This window comes from Pontibacterium sinense (genome assembly GCF_015209595.1).
Classification (GTDB): Bacteria; Pseudomonadota; Gammaproteobacteria; order Pseudomonadales; family Balneatricaceae; genus Pontibacterium; species Pontibacterium sinense.
This window is the reverse complement of record NZ_JADEYS010000004.1, coordinates 37,610-63,801: the sequence shown is the minus strand read 5'-3', so window position 1 is coordinate 63,801 and position 26,192 is coordinate 37,610. Positions and strand designations below refer to the sequence as shown.

Genomic DNA, 26,192 nt, shown 5'->3' with positions numbered 1-26,192 from the left:
GTCCCTATTTTGTCATCGGTATAGAGTAATGCACAAGTAAAACAAGGTATCTGAGGGTCTGTATTGGTGGTGGCCACCTCACAGACCCCAGCTTCCCTATTGGAGAATCAGATGGAGCCCATCCCCGTCATTAATCAGCCAACCACAACAACCGCTGTGGGTGGCAAAATCCATGTTCGCCTCACCCAAGGCTTTTATCAAAACCTGCGCCGTCTGGTTAGCGGAACCTTACTCTTCCTGTTCTTTGGCCTTGCCTGGGTGGAAGTGGATGGCCAGCCGTGGTTAATGTTCGATTTTGATCAGCATCGCATCAATTTGTTTGGCACCCAGTTTTCCTGGTTTGACCTGCCTCTGATGGCCGGATTAATGATTGCCGGAACAGCATTGCTGTTTCTGGTGGCGGTTGGCTGGGGACGGTTGTGGTGCGGTTTCGCATGCCCCCAGAGCATCTGGAGCTGGTTGTTTATTCGTATAGAACAGATGACTGAAGGCCGCGCCAGTGTCCGCCGTAAAGGTGACAGCCAACCCCTGACCGGAAATCGTCTGACCCGTCGAGTTCTGAAACATACATTATGGGTACTGCTGGCAACGGCGACAGCCGTCACCTTCACCGGTTATTTTGTGCCAATGCGCGAACTGGTCATGAATATGCTGACGCTGGAGCTATCCATCTTCAGTACGTTCTGGATTATCATGATGGCAGCCCTGACCTACGTGAACGGCGGTCTGGTGCGTGAAAAAGTCTGTTTCCATATGTGCCCATATTCACGCTTTCAAGGCGTGATGTTTGACCGGGATACCCGCACCGTTACCTATGATGTTGCACGCGGCGAACCTCGCCATCACAAATCACAAACGGCCACGGACACCAAAGGCGACTGCATAGATTGCGGACTCTGTGTTCAGGTATGCCCAACCGGCATCGATATTCGCAACGGTTTGCAATACGAGTGCATCGACTGTGCCGCCTGCATCGATGCCTGTGATGCGGTAATGGTTAAGACCGGACGGGAAACAGGACTCATCGGGTTTCGTTCTGAGAACCAGATAGTCAAACAACCGTCACCCCTCTGGCGACCACGCCTGCTGACTTACATGCTGGTGATGTTCAGTGCAACGGCAGCTGTGATGTATGGTTTCACCCAACGTACGGAAATATTGGTGGAGATTCGTCGCGACCGCCAACAACTGGTGCAACAACAGGATGACGGTACCGTCTGCAACTTGTACCGAGTCAAAGTGGAATCCTTTACCGGCACTCATGAAGCGATCAATGTAGCGGTCAAAGCTGACTTCAGTATCGACGTAATGGGTCAGCAACAGATTGCTGCCAACGAAATGAATCAGTGGTTACCGTACCGTATCTGCAGCTCAGACCGCTATTTGAAAGGCAACCTGCCACTGCAGTTCAATGTGAGCAACAGTAGCGCACACGAGAGCAAGAAAACGGTCTTTATGACTGTCGCAAAGCGTTAAGCAACAGGAATAACCCAGCGCTGGATAACCCTCGGGTTATACCAGCGGCTTGGGTTTACCGGTATGAAACCCTTGCAAGTAATCAAAACCTATCGCTTCAGCCGCCTGCTTTACCGCCTCGCTATGGACAAATTCGGCCACGGTTTGTGCGCCTACCTTCTGACCGAAAGATACAATCATCTCTGACAACATGCGGGTGTTTGCATCCGTATCCAGATGACGGATCAGCGAGCCATCCACTTTTATAAAGTCTATATCCAGCTTAAGAAGGTATTCGAAGTTGGAGTAACCCGAGCCAAAGTCGTCCACTGCTATCCGACAGCCTGCTTCTTTTGCCTGTGCAATAAACTGACTGACTTGCGTATAGTTTTCGATACCCTCTGACTCAACAATCTCAATAATCAGCCGGTCTGCCAGCTCATACATCTGGGCTTTACGTAACAAGGTATCGACCGTTTCTGTATTGAGGATATCGCGAGCTGTCAGGTTAATACTGAAATCTTCCGTACGCGTACTGAAATGCTGAAACGCTTTGTAAATCACTATCCGGGTCAGGCTGTCATACAAACGCGCCCGCTTTGCAGCTTCCAGAAATGCATAGGGCGAATGCAACTCACCATCCTCATCGCGCAACCGCATCAGACATTCGTATTTTTCGACCTCCCCGCTGCGGGTGCTGATAATCGGTTGTGCGAAGACTTCAATCCGATCATGCCGGATCGCATCACGAATACGCCCAACCCAGCTGATATTATCCTCGATTCGCTTCTTAAGACGGCTGCCCTGTCCATACACTTCGAACGCGAGCTGCTTTTCCTGGGCACTGTGCAGCGCTATATCCGCTTCAATAAACGCACTGGTCCCTGAACCCGCACCGATCACAACACTCAGTGGAAATTGCTGATCTTCAATTATGACGGGATAGCTGGAAATTCGACGCGAAAGTTCATTACAAAGAGAGGTGACCTGATTCACATCTAATCGTTGTGACGTCAATACGCCAAAGATGTCGCCACCCAGGTGGTATAATTTGGTGTCCTGACTGATCAGACGCTGCATCATCACAGCCAGCGCTTTCAGCACCTGATCCCCCACGGTATAACCGTGATACTCATTGATCTCACTGAAGTCACTGACATCGATCAGCAAGAAAGAACGCTCACCGTCGGCTTCCAGATCAGCAGTGAGTTTCTGGCGGTTGGGTAGTCCCGTAAGTGGATCGGTGAATTGGCGCTCAATCAGCGACTGCTGTTCAATCAGATCAGTGACATCGGTCCGAATCGACATAAATTCGTTGATCTGTCCCGATGGATCCAACATGGGAACAATCACTGAATCTACGTAATATGCCGTCCCATCTTTGCGTCGGTTCTTAATCACACCCTGCCAGACCTTTCGCGCACGAATGGTCTGCCACATGTCCCGAAACAGCAGTTCCGTATTGTCCGGATGACGGATCAACCTATGCGTGGCACCAATGAGTTCTTCACGGCAGTAACCGGAGATACGACAGAATTGATCGTTCACGAAGGTGATGGTGCCATAAGGATCCGTTTTCGACACAATTGAACTGACGTCGACTGCACGCTTATATTGTTCCAGCAGCGATCGGTTCAACGTCAGTTCGTTAAACACACTTTTCTCAGCCTGGCGGGAGAACTCACCCGACTTTTTCTGAGACTCAGGCAGCGCAGCATTCTTGTCATCATTCAGCCGGACTACATCTTCATTTTCAAAGGCAGACACCTTATTTCCCACCCTTAACTAACACTCGACTGATAAACATAAATTCAGCATCTATTTGAACTGGCAGATAATTACCAGTCTCAGGCTATCGGCACGCCCGATAAACTCTGCAATAAAATAAATGAATTATACGAAAGAAAGTACCCACAAAAAATAAGGATATTTACCGAGTTTATCTTATTGAAAAGTCAATTATTTTCGCTGATCAGTCGCAGTTTGGCCGAACGGGATAAACGTTTCACTTGCGCCTCACGCTTGCAGGCATCAGAGCGATTAGGTTGAGACTCTTGCCAGATCATAGCAACAGGCTGACGGGTGCGGGTATAACGGGCACCACCTTTGATCTCCCCGTTGTGTTCACGCAAACGGCGCACGGGATCAGTCGTCACACCGGTATACAGTGTGTCATCGGCACAACGTAGGATATAAACAAACCAACTATTCATAGGTTTGAATTATAAGAAGTTTTCCGAAGAAAGTACGCTCCTCTGTCTATCTGCGGCAAAGTGGACAAGAACAATACTGACCAATAATTGACCAATCCAAAAACTCGGCGTAAAAAGTAAACGGAGGAGATAGGCATTCCCTCACTTGCTCAGGGATGAATAAGGCAAAGGGAATGCACTGCCTCCCTCTGTGTTCAGTATCCCTGCCTTACCGATACGTTGCAGGAAGCACACTCATGACCACTATTACACTGACCGAAGAACAATATAAAAACATCATTCAAGACTTTTATGCCCCTCCGGAAAAGCGCAGTCGTCTGAGTCAATCTGAAACCGTTGCCATCGCTGATGGATTGAACAAAAAAATTGATATCCCCATCTTCTTGAGCGAAGAAAAAGAGCAGAAAATCCTTGTCAAAATCGTGACTAAAATCGACGGTTTCCTTTACGACAATCTCCCCAACGAGGTCTATGACCTGATCCGCAGTTTGCCGGAAGGTATCAGCGACGACGAAGCACGTCGCATTGTTGCCAGTTTTTCAAAACTCGCAAACGACAAGATCGATATCAAATACATCCCCGAAGTCCTTGAATACATTGCTATCAGCTTTGTGATTAATGTATTAGTCAATGCCATGCGTAAAAACTGGACCTTGGGGAAAGCGCTGGAAACCTTTAATGCGATCGAAAGCCCTTCTGAAGCCCATATGGAATGGGACTTCCCTGACGGTAACGGCTAACCGCCTATCAGACTGCAAGTTAAACCAGTACTGAAGACAGATCACCGAACTGATCCGTCAGCCAAAGCACAAGATTCAGGGTGAAGAAGGACATGATCGTTGCGGTGACCAGGGCGGCAGCACACACCTGCTGCTGCCCGTACGCCTGTGCAATCAGTGGGAAGACGCCCGCCATAGGCACTGCCGCAAGCAATACCGCACATAGCTGCAGTACGGGGTCAAATGCCGGTAACAACCATACACACAGCGCCACCAGACAGGGATGTAATACTAACTTGAACACCGTCATCTGGCACAGGTCCATACGCTGCCCGCTTATTGAGATTCCGACCAACATACCGCCAATGACGAATAACGAGAGCGGTGCGGCTGAACTAGCGAGCATATCAATCGCCTGCATCACCGGTGCAACGGGTTGCCATTGCGCCGCAGAGGCCAAAAAACCCAATGCAATCGCAATCACCAGCGGATTACATAATGTCTTCAGGAAAGCAGTTTGGATAGCATGCCGCACATGACCGGAGCCATTGCCTGCCCACTCCGCCAACACGATGGTCAACGGAATCAGTACGATCAAATCCACCAGCATCGATAATGCTGCCGCTGCCACAGCGACAGAACCAAACAACTGAGTGACCAACGCATACCCGATAAAACCATTGTTTGATAATGCACTGCCTAGCCCAAGAAACGCAGCGCGCTCCAGCCTCACGCCGCGTACCTTCTTCGCCCACCAGACACTGACTAACAACGACAAAACCGACCCTAGCACAAAGACTTGAAGATATTGGCTGTTATAGACGTCGCTCACCGGGCGTGAGGACAGAGCTTTAAACAGTAAGGCAGGCAAGGCGAGATACACCACAAAGGTGCCCATACCACCGATAGCCGCCTGCGGCACCAGCTTCACCCGCACCAATAGATAACCCAGGGCAATCAACAAAAAAATCGGAGCTGTAATCGTAAGTATCGCCAGCACTGTATAGGCCCTTTAGCGTCCATCAGAAAGATATACACAAGAAATTTATTAACCCGGCGGGTTAATAAATTGGCTCAGGGATGAGCCAACATTGGATGCATAGGCCAATGCGAGCCCCCGCAAAGCATGCAGTTTCACATAGTTGCGCCAACCTGGAGGGGCCGACGGACAAATGGGTATTTATTACCTGTTTGTCCAACAGGTTAATAGTTAAGATGCTAACATGTTCGTTCACTTGTACTGTCCCTATTTTGAGGGATCGCTAAAAGCGCTTTATGCACTTGCTGCAAGCGCGTAAAATACTCGGTTTAATCAACTCCGCGAGCCTTTCCGTGACCCAAGCCCAGTTTTCCAGTCTGAACCTGCCCCAATCTATGCTCGATAACCTGAAGCAGATCGGTTACAACGACATGACACCTATTCAGGCTGCCAGCCTTCCGGAAATTATTGCCGGACAGGATCTGATCGCTAAAGCGAAAACCGGTAGTGGTAAAACCGCGGCTTTTGGTATTGGCGCACTGACCAAACTCGAACCGCGTAACTATAAGGTTCAGTTGCTGGTTCTGTGTCCTACGCGAGAGCTCGCGACTCAGGTCTCTAAAGAGTTACGCCGTCTGGCACGCTTTCAGCCAAACGTTAAGATACTGGCGATCTGTGGCGGCCAGCCTATCGGCCCACAGATCGGTTCACTTCAGCATGGTGCTCATGTGGTTGTTGGTACACCGGGTCGTATCAAAGACCATCTGCGTAAAGGCACGCTGAACCTCTCTGCGCTGAAAACGCTGGTTCTGGATGAAGCGGATCGTATGCTGGAGATGGGCTTTAACCCGGATATCCGTGACATTGCCGCACAGACCCCTCGAGATCGTCAGACGTTATTGTTCTCCGCGACTTACCCGGATGGTATCCGCGACCTGAGCAACGATTTCCAGAACAATCCGGTGGAGGTTAGCGTTGAAGCCCAGCCCGAAGAGAATACCATTCGTCAGCGTTTCTACCGTGTAGAAAAAGACGCAAAAACCGCCACCCTTCTACACCTGTTACATAAATACGAACCTACTTCTTCGGTGGTGTTCTGTAACACTAAGCAGCAGTGCCAGGACGTACGACAAGCGTTAAAGAACGCTGGTTTTTACGCCAATGCGCTGCAGGGTGATATGGATCAGCGGGACCGTGATCAGGTATTGGCGACATTTGCCAACCGCAGCTGCTCCGTTCTGGTCGCGACCGATGTTGCCGCCCGAGGTCTGGATGTTGAAGATCTGGATATGGTGGTGAACTATGACCTGCCCCGCGATCCGGAAGTCTATGTTCACCGCATTGGACGTACAGGGCGTGCCGGCAAATCAGGTCTGGCATTGAGCATTTGTGGTGAACGCGAACATTACAAAGTGACCACCATCGAAGAATATACCGATCAGACTGTGCTCTACGATACGGTGCCAACCACAGCAAACCGTGAAACAGAACTGCCAGCTCATCCTCCTATGGTGACGCTGTCTATTGCCGGTGGACGGAAACAGAAAGTACGCCCGGGTGATGTGTTAGGTGCACTCACAGGTGCGGCGGGTATACAAGGTGCTCAGGTAGGCAAGATAGATGTCTTTGACTTCTTTACCTATGTGGCCGTTGAACGTGGAGTAGCCCGTAAAGCGCTGGACCAGTTGCTCGACGGAAAAATCAAAGGTCGTAAGTTTAAGGTGCGTCGCCTCTGAGCGACCACCTTTCTAAATCGAGGATTTGATCATGGCCAACAAAGCCTGCGCCCGCCACATTCTGGTAAAAACCCGCGAAGAAGCTGAAGCACTGAAAGCTAAGATTGCTAAAGGCGCTGACTTTGGCAAGTTAGCGAAACAGCATTCGACCTGTCCATCCAAGCGTCGTTTTGGCGATCTGGGCGAATTTAAACGCGGTCAAATGGTGAAAGCCTTTGATGATGTGGTTTTCAAAAAGCCCTTACTAACCGTGCACGGCCCAATTAAAACCCGCTTTGGCTGGCACCTGATCGAAACGATCTATCGCAACTGATCTATCGGATTGGGATCTGGCTGCAACCTATTCACGACAGCACCTAAAAACAAAAATAGTTACGCATACAGACTGTCATCTAAGCAGGCTTTAATAGGCCTGAACTTTATGGAAAAAATACAGATGATTATTGCGATAAATAACCTGCCGAGCGACACTTCGATTCATGATGTTTGCGAACTGTTCTTCAGCGACAACAGGATTGAGAACATCAGCTTCAGCGAGGAAGGGAATGCGGAAAGAGTGATTGCCTGGATCAGGTTTAACCAGATGAGTCGGGTAGAGTTAAACCGGAATGTGGGGAGGCTCAATCAACACTTCCATAAACAACGCCGCTTGGAAGCCTACGCACCTCTATTTTTTAACTAATGATCTATCCGTTGGTTGACAAAGCACCCTACTAAGAACCATTTTTCTAATAGGACAAATGCTAACCTAGGATAACATCGCATGGTTATCACCCTTGGCAACCTGCCACCTCATGTCACTCAGGAAAATATCAGTGATTTGCTGAAGGGGGATGCGCGGATTCAGAAAATCACCTTCAGCAACGAAGGCAATCCGAATAAGGTGATGGCGTTGATTGATATAGATGTTGGCCGTTTCGAAGCACAATTTATATCCAAGAAACTGAATCGAACCTTCTTCGAAGGCCGACGCATCGAGGCCTATACCCCACTGTTTTATGGCCGCTGAAGCGGATCAGTCTCCACCAATCTCAGTTTTATCTTTGTATTCACAAAGATCTTCAATCAGACAGGAACCACAACGTGGTTTGCGCGCGGTACAGACATAACGCCCCAATAAAATAAGCCAGTGATGGGCGTCCAGCAAAAACTCTTTTGGCACAAAGCGCAGCAACTTCTGCTCCACTTCGTTAACGTTTTTGCCAGGTGCAATTTTAGTCCGGTTCGACACACGGAAGATATGGGTATCGACAGCCATAGCCGGATGACCGAATGCTGTATTCAATACAACGTTGGCGGTTTTACGTCCGACCCCTGGCAGGGCCTCCAATGCTTCACGATTATCGGGTACTTCAGAGCTGTGCAAATCAATTAACATGCGACAGGTCTTGATCACATTTTCCGCCTTAGCGTTAAACAGACCAATCGTCTTTATGTACTCCTTCAGTCCATCCACACCTAATGCATAAATCGCTTCTGGTGTATTCGCAACCGGATAGAGCTTACGTGTTGCTTTGTTCACACCCACATCTGTCGCCTGTGCTGACAAAATCACAGCAATCAACAGCTCAAAGGGTGAGTTGTATTCAAGTTCAGTGGTCGGGTTCGGATTATCATCACGCAATCGCGTGAAAATCTCGTGGCGTTTCTGTTTATTCATCGGAGGCAGTTGTACAACAAGCAGCGATTAAAAGAGGTGTTCAGTTCTATTATATGAGCAAAGAGGCGCCCACAGGCATCATAAAACAGCCTGCGAGTGCCGTCACTCGTGATTGTAGATATTAAACTGGTTACGACCGTTTTGCTTAGAACGATAGAGCGCGTCGTCGGCCTGCCCGATCCACTGTTCTGCATCCTGCACATCAACCTGTATCTCTGCGATACCTAAGCTGATCGTGACGTTGATAACCTGCCCCTCAAACTCAACATCCAACAGCTCAGCAGCACGACGCAACCTCTCAGCAAAGACCTCCGCTTGTGTAGCGTTGGTATGAGGCAAGATAACGCCAAATTCCTCACCACCATAGCGCCCGACAATATCAGTTTTCCGGGCATGCCCCGCCATAAGCGCGGCTATCTTGCGAATCACCTCATCACCCGCCGGATGGCCGTAGTTATCATTTACGGCTTTGAAGTGATCGATATCCAGCAGGATCAGCGTGCACGCTTCTTGCCCACGCATAAAGCGATTCACTTCCAGATCCAGGCACTCTTGCCAGTGACCGCGATTAAAGAGCCCTGTAAGGCGGTCTTCCCGACTCAAGGTTTGTAACTGTCCGTTCACCTCTTCCAGTGCGATACGGCTCACGGCAACATCGGTCACATCATCTATCATCATACTGACAAATTCGACCTGACCCGTTGGAGAGGTCAAAGGCATGAGGGTGACATTTTGATACATGCGTGTGGCAACACCCGTAATCGGGCGCTGACTTCTAAAATCAAATAAGTAGGGTTTTTGTTCCCAGGTAATATACGCCGGACTTTTGAGCTGAAATACACTGTCGATTTTCCTTCGCAGCCACTCAACAGGCAACTCTGGAAATACGTCAAAGAGGTTCTTATCGCGAATTTTGGCCGGTCCAACCTCCGAATGGTTAGACATAAAGCCATTCCAGAGCTGCACCTGATAGCTTTGATCCAGTACAACCAGGCCGACGTTCAGATTCTGCAGTAACCCCAAATGCCAGTGCAGCTCATCAATATTCAGGCTTTCGTTGTTGTCAGTCATCAGAAGTATTTACTCAGTTTTCTTAGAGGTTCCAGAGACTCTTCGCTGAACACAAGCATCAGTTCACAGCTGTTGCGCTGTTCATTTAAACCGTATTCGATGGTTATGGATAACGTCTCTTTCCAGCTTTCACCACCAGAAGGTAATGACGTCATCGCAGGTAACAGCACCGGCGTCCCGCAACTGAACTCAATATCTAGCTGACGTGCAAACGATTGCAGAAAGGCGCCAATGAGAATATTGGCCAGATCCATGAGCATTTCATTCTCGAATTCGGTGGTCGCTTCGTAATGCAGCTTCAGCAGTTCGGCCACCGATTCAAAACTCTCCGGCGGCAGGGAGATCATCGCTTCACCGGCGATACCCGCACCTACAAATCCTTGTGATACAACCCGTTTACCCTGATCAGCAGAAATTTTTAGTTGCTGCTCTAATTCATTTCGCGTTACTGATGCCACAACCGGCACTGGCAAATGAACAAAAGCGTCAAGAAAACGCGCCAGTCGGTCACCTGCCCGCCCCATCGCAACGTTGGCAATCTCCTGATAGTAATCAGGCAATATGACAGCCGTATCTTCAGGGGGAAGTTCATCACTTTCGTCTTGTAGCTCGCTCAACAAGCCATAGCGACGCAGAACTTCAGAAACAGTCTCTTCGGAAAATGGCTTTTGAATAAAGTCGAGCGCACCCATCGCCAAGACCTGTCGGCGGGCTTCAGGTTGAATATCACCAGAGACAACGATAACCATGGTCGGTAAATCTTCAGCTCTGATACGTTCCAGCACCTGATAGCCATCCATAATTGGCATATTCAGATCCAGAAACAGCACATCACCTTTACCTATACGAATAGCTTCTAAAGCGGTTAATCCATGTTCCGCATAGCTGATATCGACGTTCCAGTGACTCAGAGCCTTGGCCATCTGTTTACGGGCCAGGTTAGAATCGTCACAAATTACAACTGGAATGGGGTTACTCACACAACAGCTCCATTGATGTCGCGAGTTGAGGAAGACAACAGACTATCGAATCTTGGATTGGAACACAATGAAGGGAGTAGAAACGGAGATACGGGCGTATCTCCGTCAGCAGAATCAACCAGTTACGCGAACGCGCTGGGTTTCTGTTGGTCCGGCGGGTGTCTGGCGTTTGCGACGCTCTTCCAGACGGCCGTCGATGATATTTTTCAACGCAATCAGCAACCCCATACCCACAAAGGCACCCGGTGGCAGTACCGCAAACAGGAAACCGCTATAGTCATCGATCAGCACAATCTTCCAGCTCTCTGCCGCTGGGCCAAACAGCAACTGCATATCCGCAAACAGAGTGCCGCTGCCTAGTACTTCACGCATTCCCCCAAGCAGAATCAATACTGCGCTGAAACCCACCCCCATCATCAAACCGTCCAGCAATGACGCAGACACCGGGTTCTTGCTGGCAAATGCATCTGCACGGCCCATGATGGCGCAGTTGGTTACAATCAAAGGGATAAAAATACCCAGAATCTGGTACAACTCGAAGGTGAAAGCCTGCATCAGCAGCTCAATGGCGGTGACAAACGATGCAATGATCATCACAAAAATGGGCAGTCGCACAGAGCCCGGTACGAACTTACGAAATGCTGAAATGGTCAGGTTTGAGCCCAACAGAACAATGGTACTTGCTAACCCCAGACCCAACGCATTCACCACGGAGCCTGTAACCGCCAGCAATGGACATAATCCCAGCAGCTGCACCAGTGCGGGGTTATTCGTCCACAGACCATCAAGCGTAATTTTTTTAACATCAACGGACATTACTCTGCCCTCGCGATCTTCGGCTCTAACAAAGCCGCTTTATTAATTCGGAAGTAGTCCAGCGCACGCGCCGTTGCATTAACCACCGCGCGCGGTGTGATCGTCGCCCCTGTAAACTGGTCAAAGCGACCACCATCCTTTTTCACGGCGAAACTACCGCGCTGATCGTCATCGTTTCTCTGGTCATTCAAACTGAGAATCCAGTCGGACTTTTTAAGATCGACCTTATCCCCCAACCCCGGTGTTTCTTTATGTGAAAGTACACGTACACCTGCAACGCTGCCATCACGCGTGATACCAACAATCATATTGATTGCACCGCTATAACCATCAGGGGCGGTCACGGGCAGAATCACCGCGATCACCTGACCCTCTTTGCGTGCACGATAAGCATCAACCGGCTGATCATGGCCGAGCAACCCCGGCGCTACAAATGACACCGTGTCCTCCAGCATATCGTTGTCGATCTGATCACGCGGCACGATCTCATACAACGCTTTGGCCTGCGCCTCGCGTTCATTTTTAAGAATACGATCTTTGGTCGATACCTGAGTGACTGCGATCAGCGCAGCCGTAACCACAGCAAAAATAGTAATGCCCAGTGTACTGCTGCGGATTGCCGTGAACATTTCCATCAGGCATCTCCCTTCATGCCACGGTTCGCTTTAGCATGGCCGTAGGTACGTGGCTGGGTGTACTGATCAATAAACGGAGCCGTCAGGTTCATCAGCAACACTGCAAACGCTATGGCATCCGGATAACCACCCCAGGTACGGATAACGAAGATCAGCGCACCAATCCCGATACCGAAGTAAATCTTGCCTTTGTTACTGGTGGCAGAACTCACCGGGTCAGTGGCGATAAAGAAGGCCCCCAACATCGTGCCGCCCACCGTCAGATGGAAAAATGGATCAGCAAAGTAATCAGGCTGAACGATAAAAAACAATGTTGAAAGCACCGTCAAGGAACCCAACATCGCAACGGGTGCGTGCCAGGTAAACACCTTGCGATAGAGCAAGAAAACACCACCCATGACATAGGCAGCACTGACCGCGTGCCATGCCCCAATACCGTCGGCCAGTACAGGGACCTGACGCCATGCTTCCTCAGTAGTCAGTCCACCCCGGTGACGCAACGCATCCAGTGGTGTCGCACCGGTGTAATTATCAATGAGTGCACTATCGATGCTGCCAAAGATCAGCGATAACGTATCGAACAGGCTCAGTACGGACCAACTGCTCTCCGCATCGATCATCACAAAAGGTACTGTCCAACGGGTCATCTCTACAGGGAATGAGATCAGCAGCAAGGCATACGCCACCATTGCCGGATTAAACGGATTTTGTCCTAAACCGCCATAGAGGTGTTTGGCAATCACGATCGCCACAAAAACACCTACCAGCGTCACCCACCAGGCAGCAAACGGAGGTAGCGCGAGCCCTAACAGGACGGCTGTCACCAGCGCACTGTAGTCTCGCAGAACAAAACCCACCGGACGGTTACGCCACTTAAGAATCGCAGCCTCAAAACCAACCGCCAGCAGGGAGGCCCAGATTACGTTGATCAGCGTGCCCCAACCAAAAAAGAAGGTCATCGCAGCCATTCCCGGCAGGGTTGCCATCAGGACCAGGCGCATGACGTGGCCGGTCTGATTCATCTTATGCAGATGAGGGGAACTGGATCGAATTAAAGCCATCGGTTACTTGGTCCTTAAATCAGTCAATGGTTAGGGTGTCAGGTTGTGCCGCTTCCACGGTCCCCCCTGCTGCCACATAGGCCTGTTTGGCCTCTTCATATTTACCGCGTAGCTTTTCCACACCCGCTTTCATCTTCTCAGCGGTGGGAAGACCTTTTTCCTCAGCATTCTTAGCTGCGGCGGCCGCTTTTTCTACTTTGCTACGCGCACTGTCCATATCTGCTTTCAACGCGTCCAGATTAGCTGCGGGCACAGTGGGTGCCGACGCGTTTAGAGCAGCATCATATGCCTGCTTGGCTTCTTCATACTTGCCGCGCAGTTTTTCCACACCCGCTTTCATTTTCTCGGCGGTGGGCAAACCTTTTTCTTCTGCATTTTTTGCAGCAGCATCGGCTTTCTCAACCTTTGCCAAGGCTTTTTCCATGTCCTCTTTCAGAGGTGCCAGATCAACCACAGGTGCGTTTGATGCAGAAGAATGCTGAGCCGCTTCATAGGCCTGTTTGGCTTCTTCATATTTACCGCGCAGCTTTTCCACACCTGCTTTCATCTTTTCAGCAGCAGGCAGGCCTTTCTCTTCTGCGTTCTTGGCGGCGGCTTCAGCTTTCTCAACTTTAGCCAGCGCTTTATCCATATCCTCTTTCAGAGGAGCCAGATCAATCGCAGGGGCACTTGGCGCGGATGACTGCTGGGCAGATTCATACGCTTGCTTGGCTTCTTCATACTTGCCGCGCAGCTTTTCCACACCTGCTTTCATCTTCTCAGCAGCAGGCAATCCTTTCTCTTCTGCGTTCTTGGCAGCAGCATCAGCTTTTTCAACTTTAGCCAGCGCTTTCTCCATCTCTTCTTTCAGAGGTGCTAAATCAACTATCGGGGTTGCAGCAGCAGTCCCACCCGATTCAGCCGCTTCAAACGCTTGTTGAGTGCTTTCGACTTTTGCCTGTTGCTCTTTGACTTTGGCTTCCAGCTCAGCAATGTCACCTTCACCGGATTCCTGAGCTTTCGCCAGGGCCTTCTCGGCCTGTTTCAGCTTCGTACGCGCAACTGCCGCAGCGGTCTTAAGCTGCTTAATATCCACCACAGGTTCAACCTGAGCGGGAGCAGACTGAGCATCGTCGTAGGCTTTCTGAGCTGCTTCCGATTTCGCATCCAGCGTCTTCACTGTTTCCCGAAGCGCCTCAATACCGTCCTGACCTTTCTCTTCCGCAGACTTAAGTGCAGTTTGAGCTTTCTTCAGTTTGGTACGGGCCACTGCGGCGGCTGTTTTCAGGGCCTTAATATCCGGAGCTCCAGATGCGGCGGATGTGACACCTTTCTCAGCGTTTTCCAGCTTGGTCTGGGCATCATTGGCTTTCTGTTCAGCCGCTTTAAAAGCAGCTTCCAACTCAGGCAGATTATCTGCACTCGCGTCCTTCGCCTGTTCAAACGCTTTCTGCGCTTTCTTCAGTTTGGTGCGAGCCACTGCCGCAGCGGTTTTCAGCGCTTTAGGGTCATCGGTACTTGCCGCCGGTTTAGCAGCCACACTGTCTTTCTTCGAAGCCTGCGCTTTAGCGGCTTGTTCTGCACGCGCTTTACGGCGCAGTTCTTTCTCGATTTTTTCCTGCTCAAGGCGTGCCTGACGGGCTTCAAAGCGCTGACGCGCATACTCAGCCTTCTGCTTCTCAACCTCTTCCTGGCGGATTTCAGCCTTCGCGTTGCGGTAGTACTGCACCAGAGGGATGTTGCTCGGACACACGTATGAACACGCACCACATTCGATACAATCGAACAGGTTGTGATGTTTGGCCTTCTCGTACTCTTTGCCTTTTGCAAACCAGTGCAGCTGCTGCGGCAACAGTTCTGCCGGGCACACTTGTTCGCACATGCCACAGCGTATGCAGTTCATCGCAGGTGGTGCGGGCGGCATCTCTTCGTGCGTTGCGGCGATGATACAGTTAGTGGTTTTAACCACCGGTATCGCTTCGTTGTTCATGGTGAAGCCCATCATCGGACCACCCATGACCAAGCGATAGAGATCATCACGACGTACGCTGGACGCATCCAGCAACTCGGAATACTGCGTGCCGATCAGAACCTCAAGATTGTGACGCTGATTGACCGCATCACCCGTAATCGTCACGACCCGTGAGATCAGAGGTTCACCCTGATGCACCGCCCGGAAGATTGCACTGGCAGTGCCCACGTTCTGACAAACAATACCCACATCCGCTGGAATCCGGCCACTAGGCACTTCGACACCGGTCAGCAGTTTGATCAGCTGTTTCTCACCACCGGACGGATATTTAGTCGGAACAACCACCACATCGATGTTCAGTCGACTGCCACGTACTGTGTCTTCCAAAGCACGAATCGCTTGTGGTTTGTTGTCCTCGATCCCAATCAGGATATGACTCGGATTCAACAGGTGAGCAATGACTTCAATACCACCTAAAATCTGATCGGAACGTTCGCGGATCAGCAGGTCATCGGCCGTGATATAAGGTTCACACTCCGCGGCATTAATGATCAGCGTGTTAACGATATGATCATCACCCAGATGCAGCTTCACATCCGTTGGAAAACCTGCGCCACCCATTCCAGCAATGCCGTAGTTACGGATATAACCGATCAACTCCTGCTTGCTCAGTGACTTGTAATCTTCAAGCCCGCTATGCTCAATCCACTCATCCTGCCCATCCGTTTCGATGACAATGCAGTTCGCTTCCATGCCCGATGCATGGGGCACAGGCTGAGGTCCGATCATACTGATGGTGCCGGAGGTTGGCGCATGTAAGCTTACGCTGATGCGGCCAATAGGCTCAGCGATCACCTGCCCTTTAAGGACCCGGTCACCCACTTTCACCAAAGGTTCAGCGGGTGCACCGATATGCTGTGACAACGGCAGCACCAGTTTCGCTGGAATCGGAGCCGCCTGAATCGGCGCTCCGTTAGACTGGCGTTTGTTTTCCGGTGGATGGATACCACCGTGGAACGAATGCACGCTAGACATCAGGCGGCCTCCCCTTTATCGGTGAAGGCTTCACCACGACCGCGGTCGGTGGCGATCAGTTCAACACCCGGTTTCGGCATGTCCCACTTCCAGGTATTCAGCGTTGTTTCAATCGGAACCATATCAATACAGTCAACAGGGCAAGGTTCTACACAGAGATCACAACCGGTGCACTCTGAAATAATAACGGTGTGCATCTGTTTAGCCGCACCCAGAATCGCATCCACAGGACAAGCCTGAATGCACTTGGTGCAACCAATACACTCGTCTTCGCGAATATAGGCCACTGCTCTGACTGGCTCGCCCGCATCTTCCGCATCCAGCGGTACAGATTCCACATCCAACAGGTCCGCTAACGCATCCACAGTGGACTGGCCGCCCGGAGGGCATTTGTTAATCGCCTCGCCATTGGCAATGGCTTCAGCATAAGGTCGACATCCCGGATGGCCACACTGACCACACTGGGTTTGAGGCAACAGTCCGTCGATCTGATCAACGATCGGGTTACCTTCCACTTTAAAGCGTACAGAGGCATACCCCAGCAGCAAACCAAACAGCAGCGCAAGGACAGCTAAAACAAGAATGGCTATTACAACGGCACTCATTTCAAACTCCACCCACTCAGAACTGAACCAGACCGGTAAAGCCCATAAAGGCCAATGACATCAAACCTGCAGTCACCATACCGATGGCAGAACCTTTAAATGGCGCAGGTACGTCTGCAACAGCAATACGCTCACGCATCGCCGAGAAGAGAATTAGTGCCAGAGAAAATCCCACCGCAGCGCCGAAGCCGTAAACGATGGAATCAATGAAATCGTTCTGCTTTTTAATGTTGAGCAGGGCAACACCCAATACCGCACAGTTCGTCGTAATCAGCGGCAGGAAAATACCCAGTACTTTGTAGAGCATAGGACTGGTTTTATGCACCACCATCTCGGTGAACTGCACCACAACCGCAATCACCAGAATAAAAGAGATGGTCTGCAAATACGCGAGATCCAGCGGTTGCAGGATGTAGGCAAACACCAGATAGCTGCAAACAGAGGACAAGGTCAGCACGAAGGTAGTCGCCAGCGACATTCCCATCGCGGTTTCCAGCTTATTGGAAACCCCCATAAACGGGCACAAACCAAGGAATTGCACCAGTACGAAGTTATTCACCAGTACTGTGCTAATCAGAATTAATAGGTACTCTGTCATAACGTATCTGTTATCGCTGTTGTCGCTTTATGCTTCACCGACACAAAATCGGCGCTAAAATTAGAGACTTCTAATTTTATCGATATTCCGTAACCATCGATAGGGGCTGACGCTTGACGCACCTCAATGTGAACAACAAAGCGGCATTAAAGCCGCTTTGTTCATGATGGTAAATTCGCCAGTTGTTCACCCGCTTCGGATAACTCCGTCACGGGTAAGGCATATTATACCAGTGCGTGCTGTGTAAGCAGCTCCAGTACAGCAGAAACCTGCTGTGCCGCATCCTGATCTGCAGTCAGACGCAAGTCAGCATCTTTCGCATCCAGGGATACATTCAACACCTTCTCACCGGCCAGAGCATCATCACTGGCCGCGAGCACCAACAAACCGTTGTTATTCAACACGGTCGCTGTTTGCGTCAGGTTGAACTGCAGTTCAGCCGGCAAAGTCTCGTTGTTCAGTACGGCCACTGCACGCCCGGCATTAAACAGTGCTTTCTCTACACTGTATAGCACCATATTACGCTGCTGCTCGGTACCACCTGATACCACAACGGTACCCGCCTGCTGACCAAATCGAAGCGCTTTGTCTGCTGCGCTCACCTGAGACTGCTCAACAATCTCCAGATCACCGTTCAACAATGCTTGTCCGCTGGCGTCAACGATCATGCCTGCAGCCACAGTGGCATTCGTCAAGCGATCAACAATAATGAACGAGCCAGTACCGTGGTGCTGTTTGTAGTCATCTGCGATCACCGGACGTTCCAGTGTGATTTCACAACGGGAAATATCGTTCAGTCCCAGAGTATTCACTTCTGACTTTTCCAGGGTGTTCACATCAATACGGTGACGGATATTAGTAACGCCACCTGCAATAGTGGTCGTCGCCAGTTTCACATCGTATTGGCGCCCCTGTACCAGCTCGGACTCTGACATCCAGACCAGCATCGCATCAAAACGATTAGTCGCTTCCGGTATGTCTTTGGAATGCACCAGCACGTCACCGCGAGAGATATCAATCTCATCTTCCAGTGTCAGAGTGACAGACATTGGTGGAAACGCTTCTTCAATCTCACCTTCAAACGTGACGATTGATTTCACGCGACTGGATTTACCTGATGGCAGCACAGTGACTTCATCACCCGGGCGTACAATACCGGACGCTAGTGTGCCGCAGTAACCACGAAAATCCAGGTTCGGACGGTTCACGTACTGCACAGGAAAGCGCAAACTGTCAAAATTCTGGTCGTTCGCGATCTCAACCGATTCCAGCATCTCCATCAGCGGCTCACCTTTATACCAAGGTGTCTGCTCGGATACACTCACAACGTTGTCGCCTTTCAGCGCAGAGATCGGTGCGAACTGCACATCAGGCAGATCCAGATCTTTGGCGAATTCGATGTATTCTTGTTTAATCTCTTCGTAACGCGCTTCGCTGAACTCCACCAGATCCATCTTATTGATGGCCACAACGGTGTGTTTGATACCCAGCAGGGACACGATGAAGCTGTGACGTTTGGTCTGCACCTGTACACCGTGTCGGGCATCAATCAGGATGATCGCCAGGTCACAGGTGGATGCACCGGTCGCCATGTTACGGGTGTACTGCTCATGCCCCGGCGTATCCGCAATGATGAACTTGCGCTTATCGGTGGAGAAGTATCGGTACGCCACATCGATAGTGATACCCTGCTCCCGCTCCGCCTGCAGGCCATCTACCAGCAAGGCCAGATCCAGCTCTTCACCGGCATTGCCGATACGCGCGCTTTCGTTCTGGATAGCGGCCAGCTGGTCTTCATAAATCATTTTGGAGTCGTGCAGCAGTCGCCCGATCAGGGTGGACTTGCCGTCATCGACGCTGCCGCAGGTCAGGAAACGCAGCAGCTCTTTGTTTTCATGCTGATTCAGGTACGCCTGAATATCGGATGCGATCAGATCGCTCTGGTGACTCATATCTGTATCTCTTCTGAAATCCGTTGAATTCTGCCCTGGATAACCTCTAACACGCGGTTAGAAGTAACCTTCCATCTTCTTCTGCTCCATCGAACCGGCACTGTCGTGGTCGATGGCACGGCCCTGACGCTCAGAGGTCGTGGTCAGCAGCATCTCCTGAATAACCTCAGGCAGCGTTGCCGCTTCAGATTCAACCGCACCGGTCAGCGGATAGCAGCCCAAGGTACGGAAACGGACGTTCTTCATTTCAGGTACTTCACCCTCTTCCAAAGGCATACGGTCGTCGTCGACCATGATCAGCATGCCGTCGCGCTCTACAACCGGACGCTTTTCGGAAAGGTATAGCGGTACAATCGGAATCTCTTCCAGATAGATGTACTGCCAGATATCCAGCTCGGTCCAATTCGACAGTGGGAATACACGAATGCTTTCACCCTTGTCGATACGGGTGTTGAAGGTATTCCACAGCTCTGGACGCTGGCTTTTCGGATCCCAGCGATGGTTCTCGTCACGGAAGGAGAACACACGCTCTTTTGCACGGGATTTCTCTTCGTCACGACGGGCACCACCAAATGCCGCATCAAATTTGTACTTGTTCAAGGCCTGCTTCAGGCCCTGAGTCTTCATAATATCGGTGTGCTTCTTGGAACCGTGGGTAAACGGACTGATATCCATGTCCACGCCTTCCTGGTTGATGTGCACGATCAGATCCATGCCGGCTTCTTGAGCCATCTGGTCACGGAATTCGATCATTTCACGGAACTTCCAGGTGGTGTCTACGTGCATCAGCGGGAAAGGTGGATTACCCGGATAAAACGCTTTACGCGCCAGATGCAACATGACAGCGGAGTCCTTACCAACGGAGTAAAGCATCACCGGGTTTTCGAACTCGGATGCAACTTCACGAATGATATGAATACTCTCGGCTTCGAGCTGCCGAAGATGGGTCAAACGATGTTCCGGCAAGGATGACATTAATACACGCCCTTTAAATTAATATCGGTTGAAGCAAGAAACCCTATCTCGCCTTGCTGACGTTATAGAGTTCCGGTTTTAGCTGCGCATTATCGCAGCTCGCCCTATAAAACAAAAAAGAATAAATAGAAATTTATTAATCACTTTTTAGAATATAGAGCTCAATTTGTGACCAGTATATAAGAATCCCTGCATTCAATCAAAAAGTAATAAGAAAATTTCAAATTATTATTTTAAGTTATATGCAGCACAGGCTAATATTCCGCTCGTTTATTAGTGACAGGTGCACCCATGGAATTTGCATACAGCTTTGCTGGATTGGTAGTCGGATTCATCGTCGGCCTGACAGGTATCGGCGGTGGAGCCCTTATGACGCCAATACTGATCGTTGTATTCGGTATCCCACCGGTGACAGCCGTCAGTACCGACCTTTTATATGCAGCTATAACTAAAGGTGGCGGTATTTTCTCGTACGCCAAGAAAAAGCTGGTCGAGTACAAGATTGTTCTGCTGCTGTTAAGCGGTAGCCTGCCAGGCAGTTTGCTGACCCTGCATTATTTGAAGGGGCTGGATGGTCTGGAACAGATCGAGCATCTGATGAACCTGACGCTGGGCGTGTCGCTGGTACTGACCTCCATCGCTGTATTCTTTCGCAATAAGATTCGCGCGAAAGCACTGGAGTGGCAAGACACAGCCTTTGCACACCACGGTCGCCGCTGGCGCCCGTATATTACGGTTGCGATGGGCCTTGTCCTTGGCGGCCTGGTAACTCTGTCATCTGTTGGTGCAGGTGCTCTGGGAACCGCGCTATTAATTTTGCTGTATCCACGAATGTCCATGCCGGCCATCGTGGGTACCGACCTGTTGCATGCAGTGGTCTTAACTGCAGTAGCCGGCGCAGGTCATTACGGGATGGGCAATGTTGATCTGACATTGCTGATCTATCTGGTTATCGGATCATTGCCAGGCGTGTTTGTCGGTAGTCATCTGGGTACCCGACTTTCACCAAAGGTGATGCAGCCGATCATGGGCTCATTACTGTTAGCCATCGGCCTGCGTTTCGTTCTGGCCGGGTAAGACCCAACAATTTTTAACACAATGTGAGGTGATCGGTCCGTAGAGGCCGAGCTAGGTGTCGAATCATGTATCAATACAATCAAGTCGACCAACAACTGGTAAATGAGCGTGTCGCGCAGTTCCGCGATCAGACCCGCCGTTTCCTTGCTGGTGATCTGCCGGAAGATGAGTTTCTGGCGCTCCGTCTAATGAACGGACTTTATGTACAGCGTCACGCACCAATGCTGCGTGTTGCGGTACCTTACGGCATGATGTCGGCACAGCAGATGCGTTCTCTGGCAAACGTTGCCCGCACGTGGGATAAAGGCTACGGTCATTTTACGACCCGTACTAATATCCAGTTCAACTGGCCGAAGCTGGAAGACGTACCGGATATTCTGGAAGAACTGGCGAAAGTGCAGATGCACGCTATCCAGACCTCCGGTAACTGTATCCGTAATACGACGACTGACCAGTTTGCCGGCATCATCGCTGACGAGATCGAAGATCCGCGTCCGTATTGCGAGATCATCCGTCAGTGGTCCAGCCTGCACCCTGAATTCGCATTCCTGCCGCGTAAGTTCAAGATCGCCATCTCCGGCGGTCCGACTGATCGTGCAGCCTCTCAGGTGCATGATATTGGCCTGCACATCGTGAAAAACGATGCGGGCGAAGTCGGCTTTGAAGTCCTGGTTGGTGGCGGTTTGGGTCGTACGCCTGTGATCGGCAAGCAGATTCGTCCGTTCCTTCAGAAGAAGGATCTGTTGTCCTATCTGGAAGCGATCATCCGGGTGTATAACCTGAAAGGCCGTCGTGACAACAAATACAAAGCGCGTATCAAAATTCTGGTCAACGCTCTTGGTATCGATACGTTCCGTGAACTGGTTGAAGCTGAGTGGGAACAGATCAAAGATTCTGATCTGGTACTGACCGATGCTGAGATCAGCCGTGTGCAGGGCTTCTTTAAGCCATTCGAATACGAAGCGGACGCTGCAAATGACACCTCACTGGATGCCAAACTGGCTGAAGATGCAAGCTTCGCTGCATGGTTCCGTCAGAATACCGTCGAGCACAAAGTGTCAGGTTACCGTGCAGTGATCGTATCCCTGAAAGCACATCTGGTACCGAAAGGTGATATCAGCCATCAGCAGATGGATCTGGTGGCCGACCTGTCAGACAAGTATAGCTTTGGTGAGATCCGCTCTACCCATAACCAGAATCTGGTACTGGCAGATGTACGCAATGCTGACCTGTATGAGCTCTGGGAAATCCTGTCTGAAGCGAACCTGGCCCGTGCCAACGTTGGCACATTGACCGACATGACAGTCTGCCCGGGTGGTGACTTCTGTGCACTGGCAAACGCCAAAACACTGGGTGTTGCTGATCAGATTGATGCCAAATTTGAAGATCTGGATTACCTCTACGATCTGGGCGATATCAAACTCAATATGTCGGGATGCATCAACGCCTGCAGCCATCACCACGTAGGCCATATCGGCATCCTGGGTGTGGATAAGAAAGGTGAAGACTGGTACCAGATCACGCTGGGCGGATCCGACGGTGAAGACGCCTCTCTGGGCAAAGTCATCGGCAAGGCGGTAGCGTCCGATGAAGTCGCAGACACGCTGGAGAAAGTCCTGGCGGTATTCGTAGAACAACGCATTGAAGATGAACGGTTTATCGATTGCGTGCGTCGCATCGGCCTGAGTCCGTTTAAGGAGAAAGTTTATGCCCCTGCTCATTAATCGCGAACCGGTCGAAAACGATAGCTGGACACTGGTCGATGAAGACACTCTGCAGCAGAGCGGTGACATTATTGTTCCACTGGCGCTCTATCAGGAGAATCAGGACAGCCTGAGCAACCGTGAAGGCCATTTGGCCGTGCAGGTCAGCGGCGATGATAACATCGACACAGTTTTGGAAAATCCAAACCAATTCCCGTTGATTGCGGTATTCTTCCCAGCAGTGCGCGACGGTCGGGGGTTCTCGATCGCCCGCCTGCTGAAACGCGCCGGTTTTACCGGTCAGATCCGTGCCACAGGCGATGTATCGCATGATCGTCTGGACTTCATGACCCGCTGCGGTTTTGATGCACTGGAGATCCCTGCAGACCGTTATAGCGAAGAAGTACATAACGCGTTTAGCGAATTCAGTGTCCGTTATCAGGGCGCCGAAGATGACAGCCGTCCGGTCTATCGCCAGTAACCGGATCGTGCAGGCCATACCCGGATGGTGTGGCCTTTTTATGTGAGTGAGGTTGAAAGATGAGTGAGCAAATTACCCCGGAGCTGCAGGCAAAAGTTGATGCCACGGCCGCTCTGCTGAAGAAGGCGGTCGCTGATCACGACGGCTCCATCGTTCTGGCCAACAGTCTGGGCGCGGAAGATGTCGTTCTGACCGATCTGCTGAGCAAGTTCGCACCGGAAATTCCAATGTTCGTTCTGGATACCGGTCGCTTGCCCGAAGAAACCCTGAAATTGCTGGCGGACGTGCGCACCGTCTACCGTAATCTTCAGGTACAGGTGTATTACCCTGAATCTGCCGATGTAGAAACCTACGTGCAGGACCACGGGATCAACGCATTCTACGAATCACAAGAGATGCGCAAAGGCTGCTGCTTCGTACGTAAGATCAAGCCGCTGCAGCGTGCTCTGAGTGGCAACAAAGCATGGATTACCGGCCTGCGTCGAGAACAGTCCGTCACCCGTGACGAGATCCAGTTCGAAGAGTGGGACGAAGGCAATAACATGCACAAGCTCAACCCTCTGGCCGACTGGTCCGAAGAGGATATCTGGGCATACATCAAAGCGAACGATGTGCCGTACAATGCATTGCACGATCAACACTACCCAAGCATCGGTTGTGCCCCATGCACTCGTGCAATCTCCATGGGAGAAGACGTTCGTGCAGGACGTTGGTGGTGGGAAAATCCGGAAAACCGCGAATGTGGTCTGCATCCGGCAACACCGCTTAAGTTCAAGTAAGCACTTCAGAAAAAGGGGCAACGAGGCCCCTTTTTTCTTGCCTGCCGCAAACCTGCCCGCAATTGCAGCATTTGCTCTGATACACTATTAATATTCTGTAACCCATTTCCGGCAACGACGTCAGATATCCGATCCATCAGGAGAGCTAGCCTTGGATTACCTGCCACTCTTTTTCAAACTCGAGAATCAACCCGTATTGCTGGTCGGCGGCGGTAGCATCGCCCTGCGTAAAGCAACACTGCTTACCCGTGCAGGCGCAATCGTCACTGTCGTATCACACGAAATCTGCCCTGAGCTTGAAGCGATGCTCGCCCAGCATCAAGGCGAAGCGATCATTGGCGAATACCATACCGCTCTGTTAGAAAACAAAGGGTTGGTGATTGCCGCCACCGACGATAATGCACTGAATGAACGGGTTCACTTCGACGCCAAAGCGCGTAACCTTCCAGTGAATGTCGTTGACTCACCTGATCTGTGCACGTTTATCTTCCCTGCAATCGTTGATCGCTCCCCTATCGTCGTCGCCATCTCCTCAGGCGGGCAAGCACCGGTACTGGCGCGCCTGTTACGGGCCAAACTCGAAACCTGGATCCCGAACAGCTATAGCGAACTGAGCCAACTGGTAGGACGTTTCCGGCACGCAGTGAAGAAGCGTTTCACTTCAGTTAACCAGCGCCGTATTTTCTGGGAGGAGGTCCTGCAAGGTCAGATCGCCGAGAAAGTCTTCGCTGGCCGTCATGATGAAGCCCAGCAGATGCTGGAAAGTAAACTCGACCTCAGTGACTCAGAGCAGCATACCGGCGAAGTCTATCTGGTCGGCGGCGGACCGGGTGACCCCGAACTACTGACCTTTAAAGCGCTGCGCCTGATGCAGCAAGCCGACATCGTATTCTACGATGCGCTGATTTCCGACAAAGTGCTGGATCTCTGCCGTCGCGATGCAGACCGGGTGTTTGTAGGCAAAAAGCGCGATAATCATGCGGTGCCGCAGGAAGGTATTAACGAACTGCTGGTTAAACACGCACTTCAAGGCAAACGCGTGCTGCGTCTTAAAGGCGGAGACCCTTTCATCTTCGGGCGCGGCGGAGAAGAACTGCAGAAGCTGAAGGAACACAACATCCCGTTTCAGGTGGTACCAGGTATCACCGCCGCCAGTGCGTGCTCTACCTACGCCGGTATTCCACTAACACACCGCCACTATGCGCAATCCGTACGCTTTGTGACAGGCCAGCTAAAAAACCGCAGCTCAGACCTGAATTTTGAGGAACTGGTTCATCCCAACCAGACCATTGTTTTTTATATGGGCTTGCATAGCCTGCCCCACCTGAGCAAGGAGCTGATCCGTCACGGTAAGGCTGAAGACACACCTGCCGCGATCATTTCTCGCGGGACCTCCCCTGAGCAGAAAGTGCTGGTTGGTACATTGGCTAATCTGGCAGACAAACAGCAGAAAGCACAGCTGGAAGCACCGGCACTTATTATCGTTGGTGAAGTCGTAGACCTGCATGATGATCTGGCATGGTTTGGCGAGGAAGTCCTGAGCGAACATCAGGCTGACCTGCTGCCGAGGGATTAAATCAACAGGCGACTGAGGCGCAAAATGGGTGCCCTCAGTCGCCTCTTCAACACCGCTGACATAACTAAAACGGTTCAAATCGAGCATGAACTCAAATATTACAGTTTATTCACACTTTCTGTGGATAAGTTCGTG

25 protein-coding genes are annotated in these 26,192 nt (G+C 50.9%); 11 read left to right on the top strand and 14 right to left on the bottom strand.

Going from position 1 to position 26,192, the window contains the following annotated elements; translation table 11 throughout:
• The first annotated feature begins 111 nt into the window (after positions 1-111).
• On the top strand, positions 112-1,476 hold the full coding sequence (ccoG, locus tag IOQ59_RS05275) for a cytochrome c oxidase accessory protein CcoG (protein ID WP_193952226.1): 1,365 nt from the start codon (positions 112-114) through the stop codon (positions 1,474-1,476).
• 36 nt (positions 1,477-1,512) lie between these two features.
• Here the strand turns inward: ccoG and IOQ59_RS05270 are convergent, their stop codons facing one another.
• On the bottom strand, positions 1,513-3,222 hold the full coding sequence (locus tag IOQ59_RS05270) for an EAL domain-containing protein (protein WP_193952225.1): 1,710 nt from the start codon (positions 3,220-3,222) through the stop codon (positions 1,513-1,515).
• A gap of 188 nt (positions 3,223-3,410) precedes the next feature.
• On the bottom strand, positions 3,411-3,668 hold the full coding sequence (locus tag IOQ59_RS05265) for a GIY-YIG nuclease family protein (protein WP_193952224.1): 258 nt from the start codon (positions 3,666-3,668) through the stop codon (positions 3,411-3,413).
• A 236-nt stretch (positions 3,669-3,904) separates the two neighbouring features.
• Between IOQ59_RS05265 and IOQ59_RS05260 the strand changes: the two genes are divergently transcribed.
• Positions 3,905-4,408, top strand: coding sequence for a hypothetical protein (locus IOQ59_RS05260; RefSeq protein ID WP_193952223.1), 504 nt, complete (start codon positions 3,905-3,907; stop codon positions 4,406-4,408).
• 19 nt (positions 4,409-4,427) lie between these two features.
• Here IOQ59_RS05260 and IOQ59_RS05255 read toward each other — a convergent pair whose 3' ends face one another.
• Positions 4,428-5,387, bottom strand: a complete 960-nt coding sequence (locus tag IOQ59_RS05255; protein WP_193952222.1) for an AEC family transporter — start codon at positions 5,385-5,387, stop codon at positions 4,428-4,430.
• Between the two features lie 275 nt (positions 5,388-5,662).
• On the opposite strand from IOQ59_RS05255, the gene dbpA reads away from it, so the two are divergent.
• The 4 genes from dbpA (at position 5,663) to IOQ59_RS05235 (ending at position 8,111) form a co-directional block, all read left to right on the top strand.
• Positions 5,663-7,102, top strand: a complete 1,440-nt coding sequence (dbpA, locus tag IOQ59_RS05250; protein ID WP_228050706.1) for an ATP-dependent RNA helicase DbpA — start codon at positions 5,663-5,665, stop codon at positions 7,100-7,102.
• A gap of 31 nt (positions 7,103-7,133) precedes the next feature.
• Positions 7,134-7,415, top strand: a complete 282-nt coding sequence (locus tag IOQ59_RS05245; RefSeq protein ID WP_193952221.1) for a peptidylprolyl isomerase — start codon at positions 7,134-7,136, stop codon at positions 7,413-7,415.
• A 108-nt stretch (positions 7,416-7,523) separates the two neighbouring features.
• Positions 7,524-7,784: a hypothetical protein gene (locus tag IOQ59_RS05240; RefSeq protein ID WP_193952220.1), complete on the top strand. Its 261-nt coding sequence runs from the start codon at positions 7,524-7,526 to the stop codon at positions 7,782-7,784.
• An 81-nt stretch (positions 7,785-7,865) separates the two neighbouring features.
• On the top strand, positions 7,866-8,111 hold the full coding sequence (locus tag IOQ59_RS05235) for an RNA-binding protein (protein WP_193952219.1): 246 nt from the start codon (positions 7,866-7,868) through the stop codon (positions 8,109-8,111).
• A gap of 6 nt (positions 8,112-8,117) precedes the next feature.
• Here the strand turns inward: IOQ59_RS05235 and nth are convergent, their stop codons facing one another.
• From nth to cysD, 11 genes are all read right to left on the bottom strand, one after another.
• Positions 8,118-8,762 carry an endonuclease III gene (gene nth / locus IOQ59_RS05230; RefSeq protein ID WP_193952218.1) on the bottom strand — a complete coding sequence of 215 codons (645 nt, stop codon included), beginning with the start codon at positions 8,760-8,762 and terminating at the stop codon, positions 8,118-8,120.
• 102 nt (positions 8,763-8,864) lie between these two features.
• Positions 8,865-9,833 carry a GGDEF domain-containing protein gene (locus IOQ59_RS05225; RefSeq protein ID WP_193952217.1) on the bottom strand — a complete coding sequence of 323 codons (969 nt, stop codon included), beginning with the start codon at positions 9,831-9,833 and terminating at the stop codon, positions 8,865-8,867.
• On the bottom strand, positions 9,833-10,813 hold the full coding sequence (locus IOQ59_RS05220; RefSeq protein WP_371871829.1) for a response regulator: 981 nt from the start codon (positions 10,811-10,813) through the stop codon (positions 9,833-9,835). Before IOQ59_RS05220 ends, IOQ59_RS05225 begins: the two co-directional genes overlap by 1 nt.
• Positions 10,814-10,927: 114 nt before the next feature.
• Positions 10,928-11,629, bottom strand: a complete 702-nt coding sequence (locus IOQ59_RS05215; RefSeq protein WP_193952216.1) for an electron transport complex subunit E — start codon at positions 11,627-11,629, stop codon at positions 10,928-10,930.
• Positions 11,629-12,264 carry an electron transport complex subunit RsxG gene (gene rsxG, locus IOQ59_RS05210; RefSeq protein WP_193952215.1) on the bottom strand — a complete coding sequence of 212 codons (636 nt, stop codon included), beginning with the start codon at positions 12,262-12,264 and terminating at the stop codon, positions 11,629-11,631. The genes IOQ59_RS05215 and rsxG overlap by 1 nt, the downstream gene beginning before the upstream one ends.
• Entirely contained in the window at positions 12,264-13,325 is a 1,062-nt protein-coding gene (gene rsxD / locus IOQ59_RS05205) for an electron transport complex subunit RsxD (protein ID WP_193952214.1), read from the bottom strand. The genes rsxG and rsxD overlap by 1 nt, the downstream gene beginning before the upstream one ends.
• A gap of 19 nt (positions 13,326-13,344) precedes the next feature.
• Entirely contained in the window at positions 13,345-16,311 is a 2,967-nt protein-coding gene (rsxC, locus tag IOQ59_RS05200) for an electron transport complex subunit RsxC (protein WP_193952213.1), read from the bottom strand.
• Positions 16,311-16,916: an electron transport complex subunit RsxB gene (gene rsxB / locus IOQ59_RS05195; RefSeq protein WP_193952212.1), complete on the bottom strand. Its 606-nt coding sequence runs from the start codon at positions 16,914-16,916 to the stop codon at positions 16,311-16,313. Before rsxB ends, rsxC begins: the two co-directional genes overlap by 1 nt.
• Positions 16,917-16,932: 16 nt before the next feature.
• A complete protein-coding gene (gene rsxA / locus IOQ59_RS05190) occupies positions 16,933-17,514 on the bottom strand; it encodes an electron transport complex subunit RsxA (protein WP_193952211.1) in 582 nt (193 codons plus the stop codon).
• A 224-nt stretch (positions 17,515-17,738) separates the two neighbouring features.
• Entirely contained in the window at positions 17,739-19,466 is a 1,728-nt protein-coding gene (cysN, locus tag IOQ59_RS05185; RefSeq protein WP_193952210.1) for a sulfate adenylyltransferase subunit CysN, read from the bottom strand.
• Positions 19,467-19,523: 57 nt separating this feature from the next.
• Positions 19,524-20,441: a sulfate adenylyltransferase subunit CysD gene (cysD, locus tag IOQ59_RS05180; protein WP_193952209.1), complete on the bottom strand. Its 918-nt coding sequence runs from the start codon at positions 20,439-20,441 to the stop codon at positions 19,524-19,526.
• Positions 20,442-20,732: 291 nt separating this feature from the next.
• Between cysD and IOQ59_RS05175 the strand changes: the two genes are divergently transcribed.
• The 5 genes from IOQ59_RS05175 (at position 20,733) to cysG (ending at position 26,057) form a co-directional block, all read left to right on the top strand.
• Positions 20,733-21,518 carry a sulfite exporter TauE/SafE family protein gene (locus IOQ59_RS05175; protein ID WP_193952208.1) on the top strand — a complete coding sequence of 262 codons (786 nt, stop codon included), beginning with the start codon at positions 20,733-20,735 and terminating at the stop codon, positions 21,516-21,518.
• A gap of 65 nt (positions 21,519-21,583) precedes the next feature.
• Positions 21,584-23,242 carry a nitrite/sulfite reductase gene (locus IOQ59_RS05170; RefSeq protein ID WP_193952207.1) on the top strand — a complete coding sequence of 553 codons (1,659 nt, stop codon included), beginning with the start codon at positions 21,584-21,586 and terminating at the stop codon, positions 23,240-23,242.
• Positions 23,226-23,702, top strand: a complete 477-nt coding sequence (locus IOQ59_RS05165; protein WP_193952206.1) for a DUF934 domain-containing protein — start codon at positions 23,226-23,228, stop codon at positions 23,700-23,702. The genes IOQ59_RS05170 and IOQ59_RS05165 overlap by 17 nt, the downstream gene beginning before the upstream one ends.
• A gap of 59 nt (positions 23,703-23,761) precedes the next feature.
• Positions 23,762-24,481, top strand: coding sequence for a phosphoadenylyl-sulfate reductase (locus tag IOQ59_RS05160; protein WP_193952205.1), 720 nt, complete (start codon positions 23,762-23,764; stop codon positions 24,479-24,481).
• A 151-nt stretch (positions 24,482-24,632) separates the two neighbouring features.
• Entirely contained in the window at positions 24,633-26,057 is a 1,425-nt protein-coding gene (gene cysG, locus IOQ59_RS05155; protein ID WP_193952204.1) for a siroheme synthase CysG, read from the top strand.
• Positions 26,058-26,192: the final 135 nt, after the last annotated feature.

Bases quoted from the DNA above. Each gene is read 5' to 3' on its own strand.
- ccoG (WP_193952226.1), top strand. From the start codon at position 112: ATGGAGCCCATCCCCGTCATTAATCAGCCAACCACAACAACCGCTGTG.
- rsxG (WP_193952215.1), bottom strand. From the start codon at position 12,264: ATGGAAATGTTCACGGCAATCCGCAGCAGTACACTGGGCATTACTATT.
- nth (WP_193952218.1), bottom strand. From the start codon at position 8,762: ATGAATAAACAGAAACGCCACGAGATTTTCACGCGATTGCGTGATGAT.
- IOQ59_RS05160 (WP_193952205.1), top strand. From the start codon at position 23,762: ATGAGTGAGCAAATTACCCCGGAGCTGCAGGCAAAAGTTGATGCCACG.
- IOQ59_RS05265 (WP_193952224.1), bottom strand. From the start codon at position 3,668: ATGAATAGTTGGTTTGTTTATATCCTACGTTGTGCCGATGACACACTG.
- IOQ59_RS05165 (WP_193952206.1), top strand. From the start codon at position 23,226: ATGCCCCTGCTCATTAATCGCGAACCGGTCGAAAACGATAGCTGGACA.
- rsxC (WP_193952213.1), bottom strand. From the start codon at position 16,311: ATGTCTAGCGTGCATTCGTTCCACGGTGGTATCCATCCACCGGAAAAC.
- IOQ59_RS05245 (WP_193952221.1), top strand. From the start codon at position 7,134: ATGGCCAACAAAGCCTGCGCCCGCCACATTCTGGTAAAAACCCGCGAA.
- IOQ59_RS05240 (WP_193952220.1), top strand. From the start codon at position 7,524: ATGGAAAAAATACAGATGATTATTGCGATAAATAACCTGCCGAGCGAC.
- IOQ59_RS05215 (WP_193952216.1), bottom strand. From the start codon at position 11,629: ATGTCCGTTGATGTTAAAAAAATTACGCTTGATGGTCTGTGGACGAAT.
- IOQ59_RS05170 (WP_193952207.1), top strand. From the start codon at position 21,584: ATGTATCAATACAATCAAGTCGACCAACAACTGGTAAATGAGCGTGTC.
- rsxB (WP_193952212.1), bottom strand. From the start codon at position 16,916: ATGAGTGCCGTTGTAATAGCCATTCTTGTTTTAGCTGTCCTTGCGCTG.
- IOQ59_RS05175 (WP_193952208.1), top strand. From the start codon at position 20,733: ATGGAATTTGCATACAGCTTTGCTGGATTGGTAGTCGGATTCATCGTC.
- cysD (WP_193952209.1), bottom strand. From the start codon at position 20,441: ATGTCATCCTTGCCGGAACATCGTTTGACCCATCTTCGGCAGCTCGAA.
- rsxD (WP_193952214.1), bottom strand. From the start codon at position 13,325: ATGGCTTTAATTCGATCCAGTTCCCCTCATCTGCATAAGATGAATCAG.
- IOQ59_RS05260 (WP_193952223.1), top strand. From the start codon at position 3,905: ATGACCACTATTACACTGACCGAAGAACAATATAAAAACATCATTCAA.
- IOQ59_RS05225 (WP_193952217.1), bottom strand. From the start codon at position 9,833: ATGACTGACAACAACGAAAGCCTGAATATTGATGAGCTGCACTGGCAT.
- IOQ59_RS05235 (WP_193952219.1), top strand. From the start codon at position 7,866: ATGGTTATCACCCTTGGCAACCTGCCACCTCATGTCACTCAGGAAAAT.
- dbpA (WP_228050706.1), top strand. From the start codon at position 5,663: ATGCACTTGCTGCAAGCGCGTAAAATACTCGGTTTAATCAACTCCGCG.
- rsxA (WP_193952211.1), bottom strand. From the start codon at position 17,514: ATGACAGAGTACCTATTAATTCTGATTAGCACAGTACTGGTGAATAAC.
- cysN (WP_193952210.1), bottom strand. From the start codon at position 19,466: ATGAGTCACCAGAGCGATCTGATCGCATCCGATATTCAGGCGTACCTG.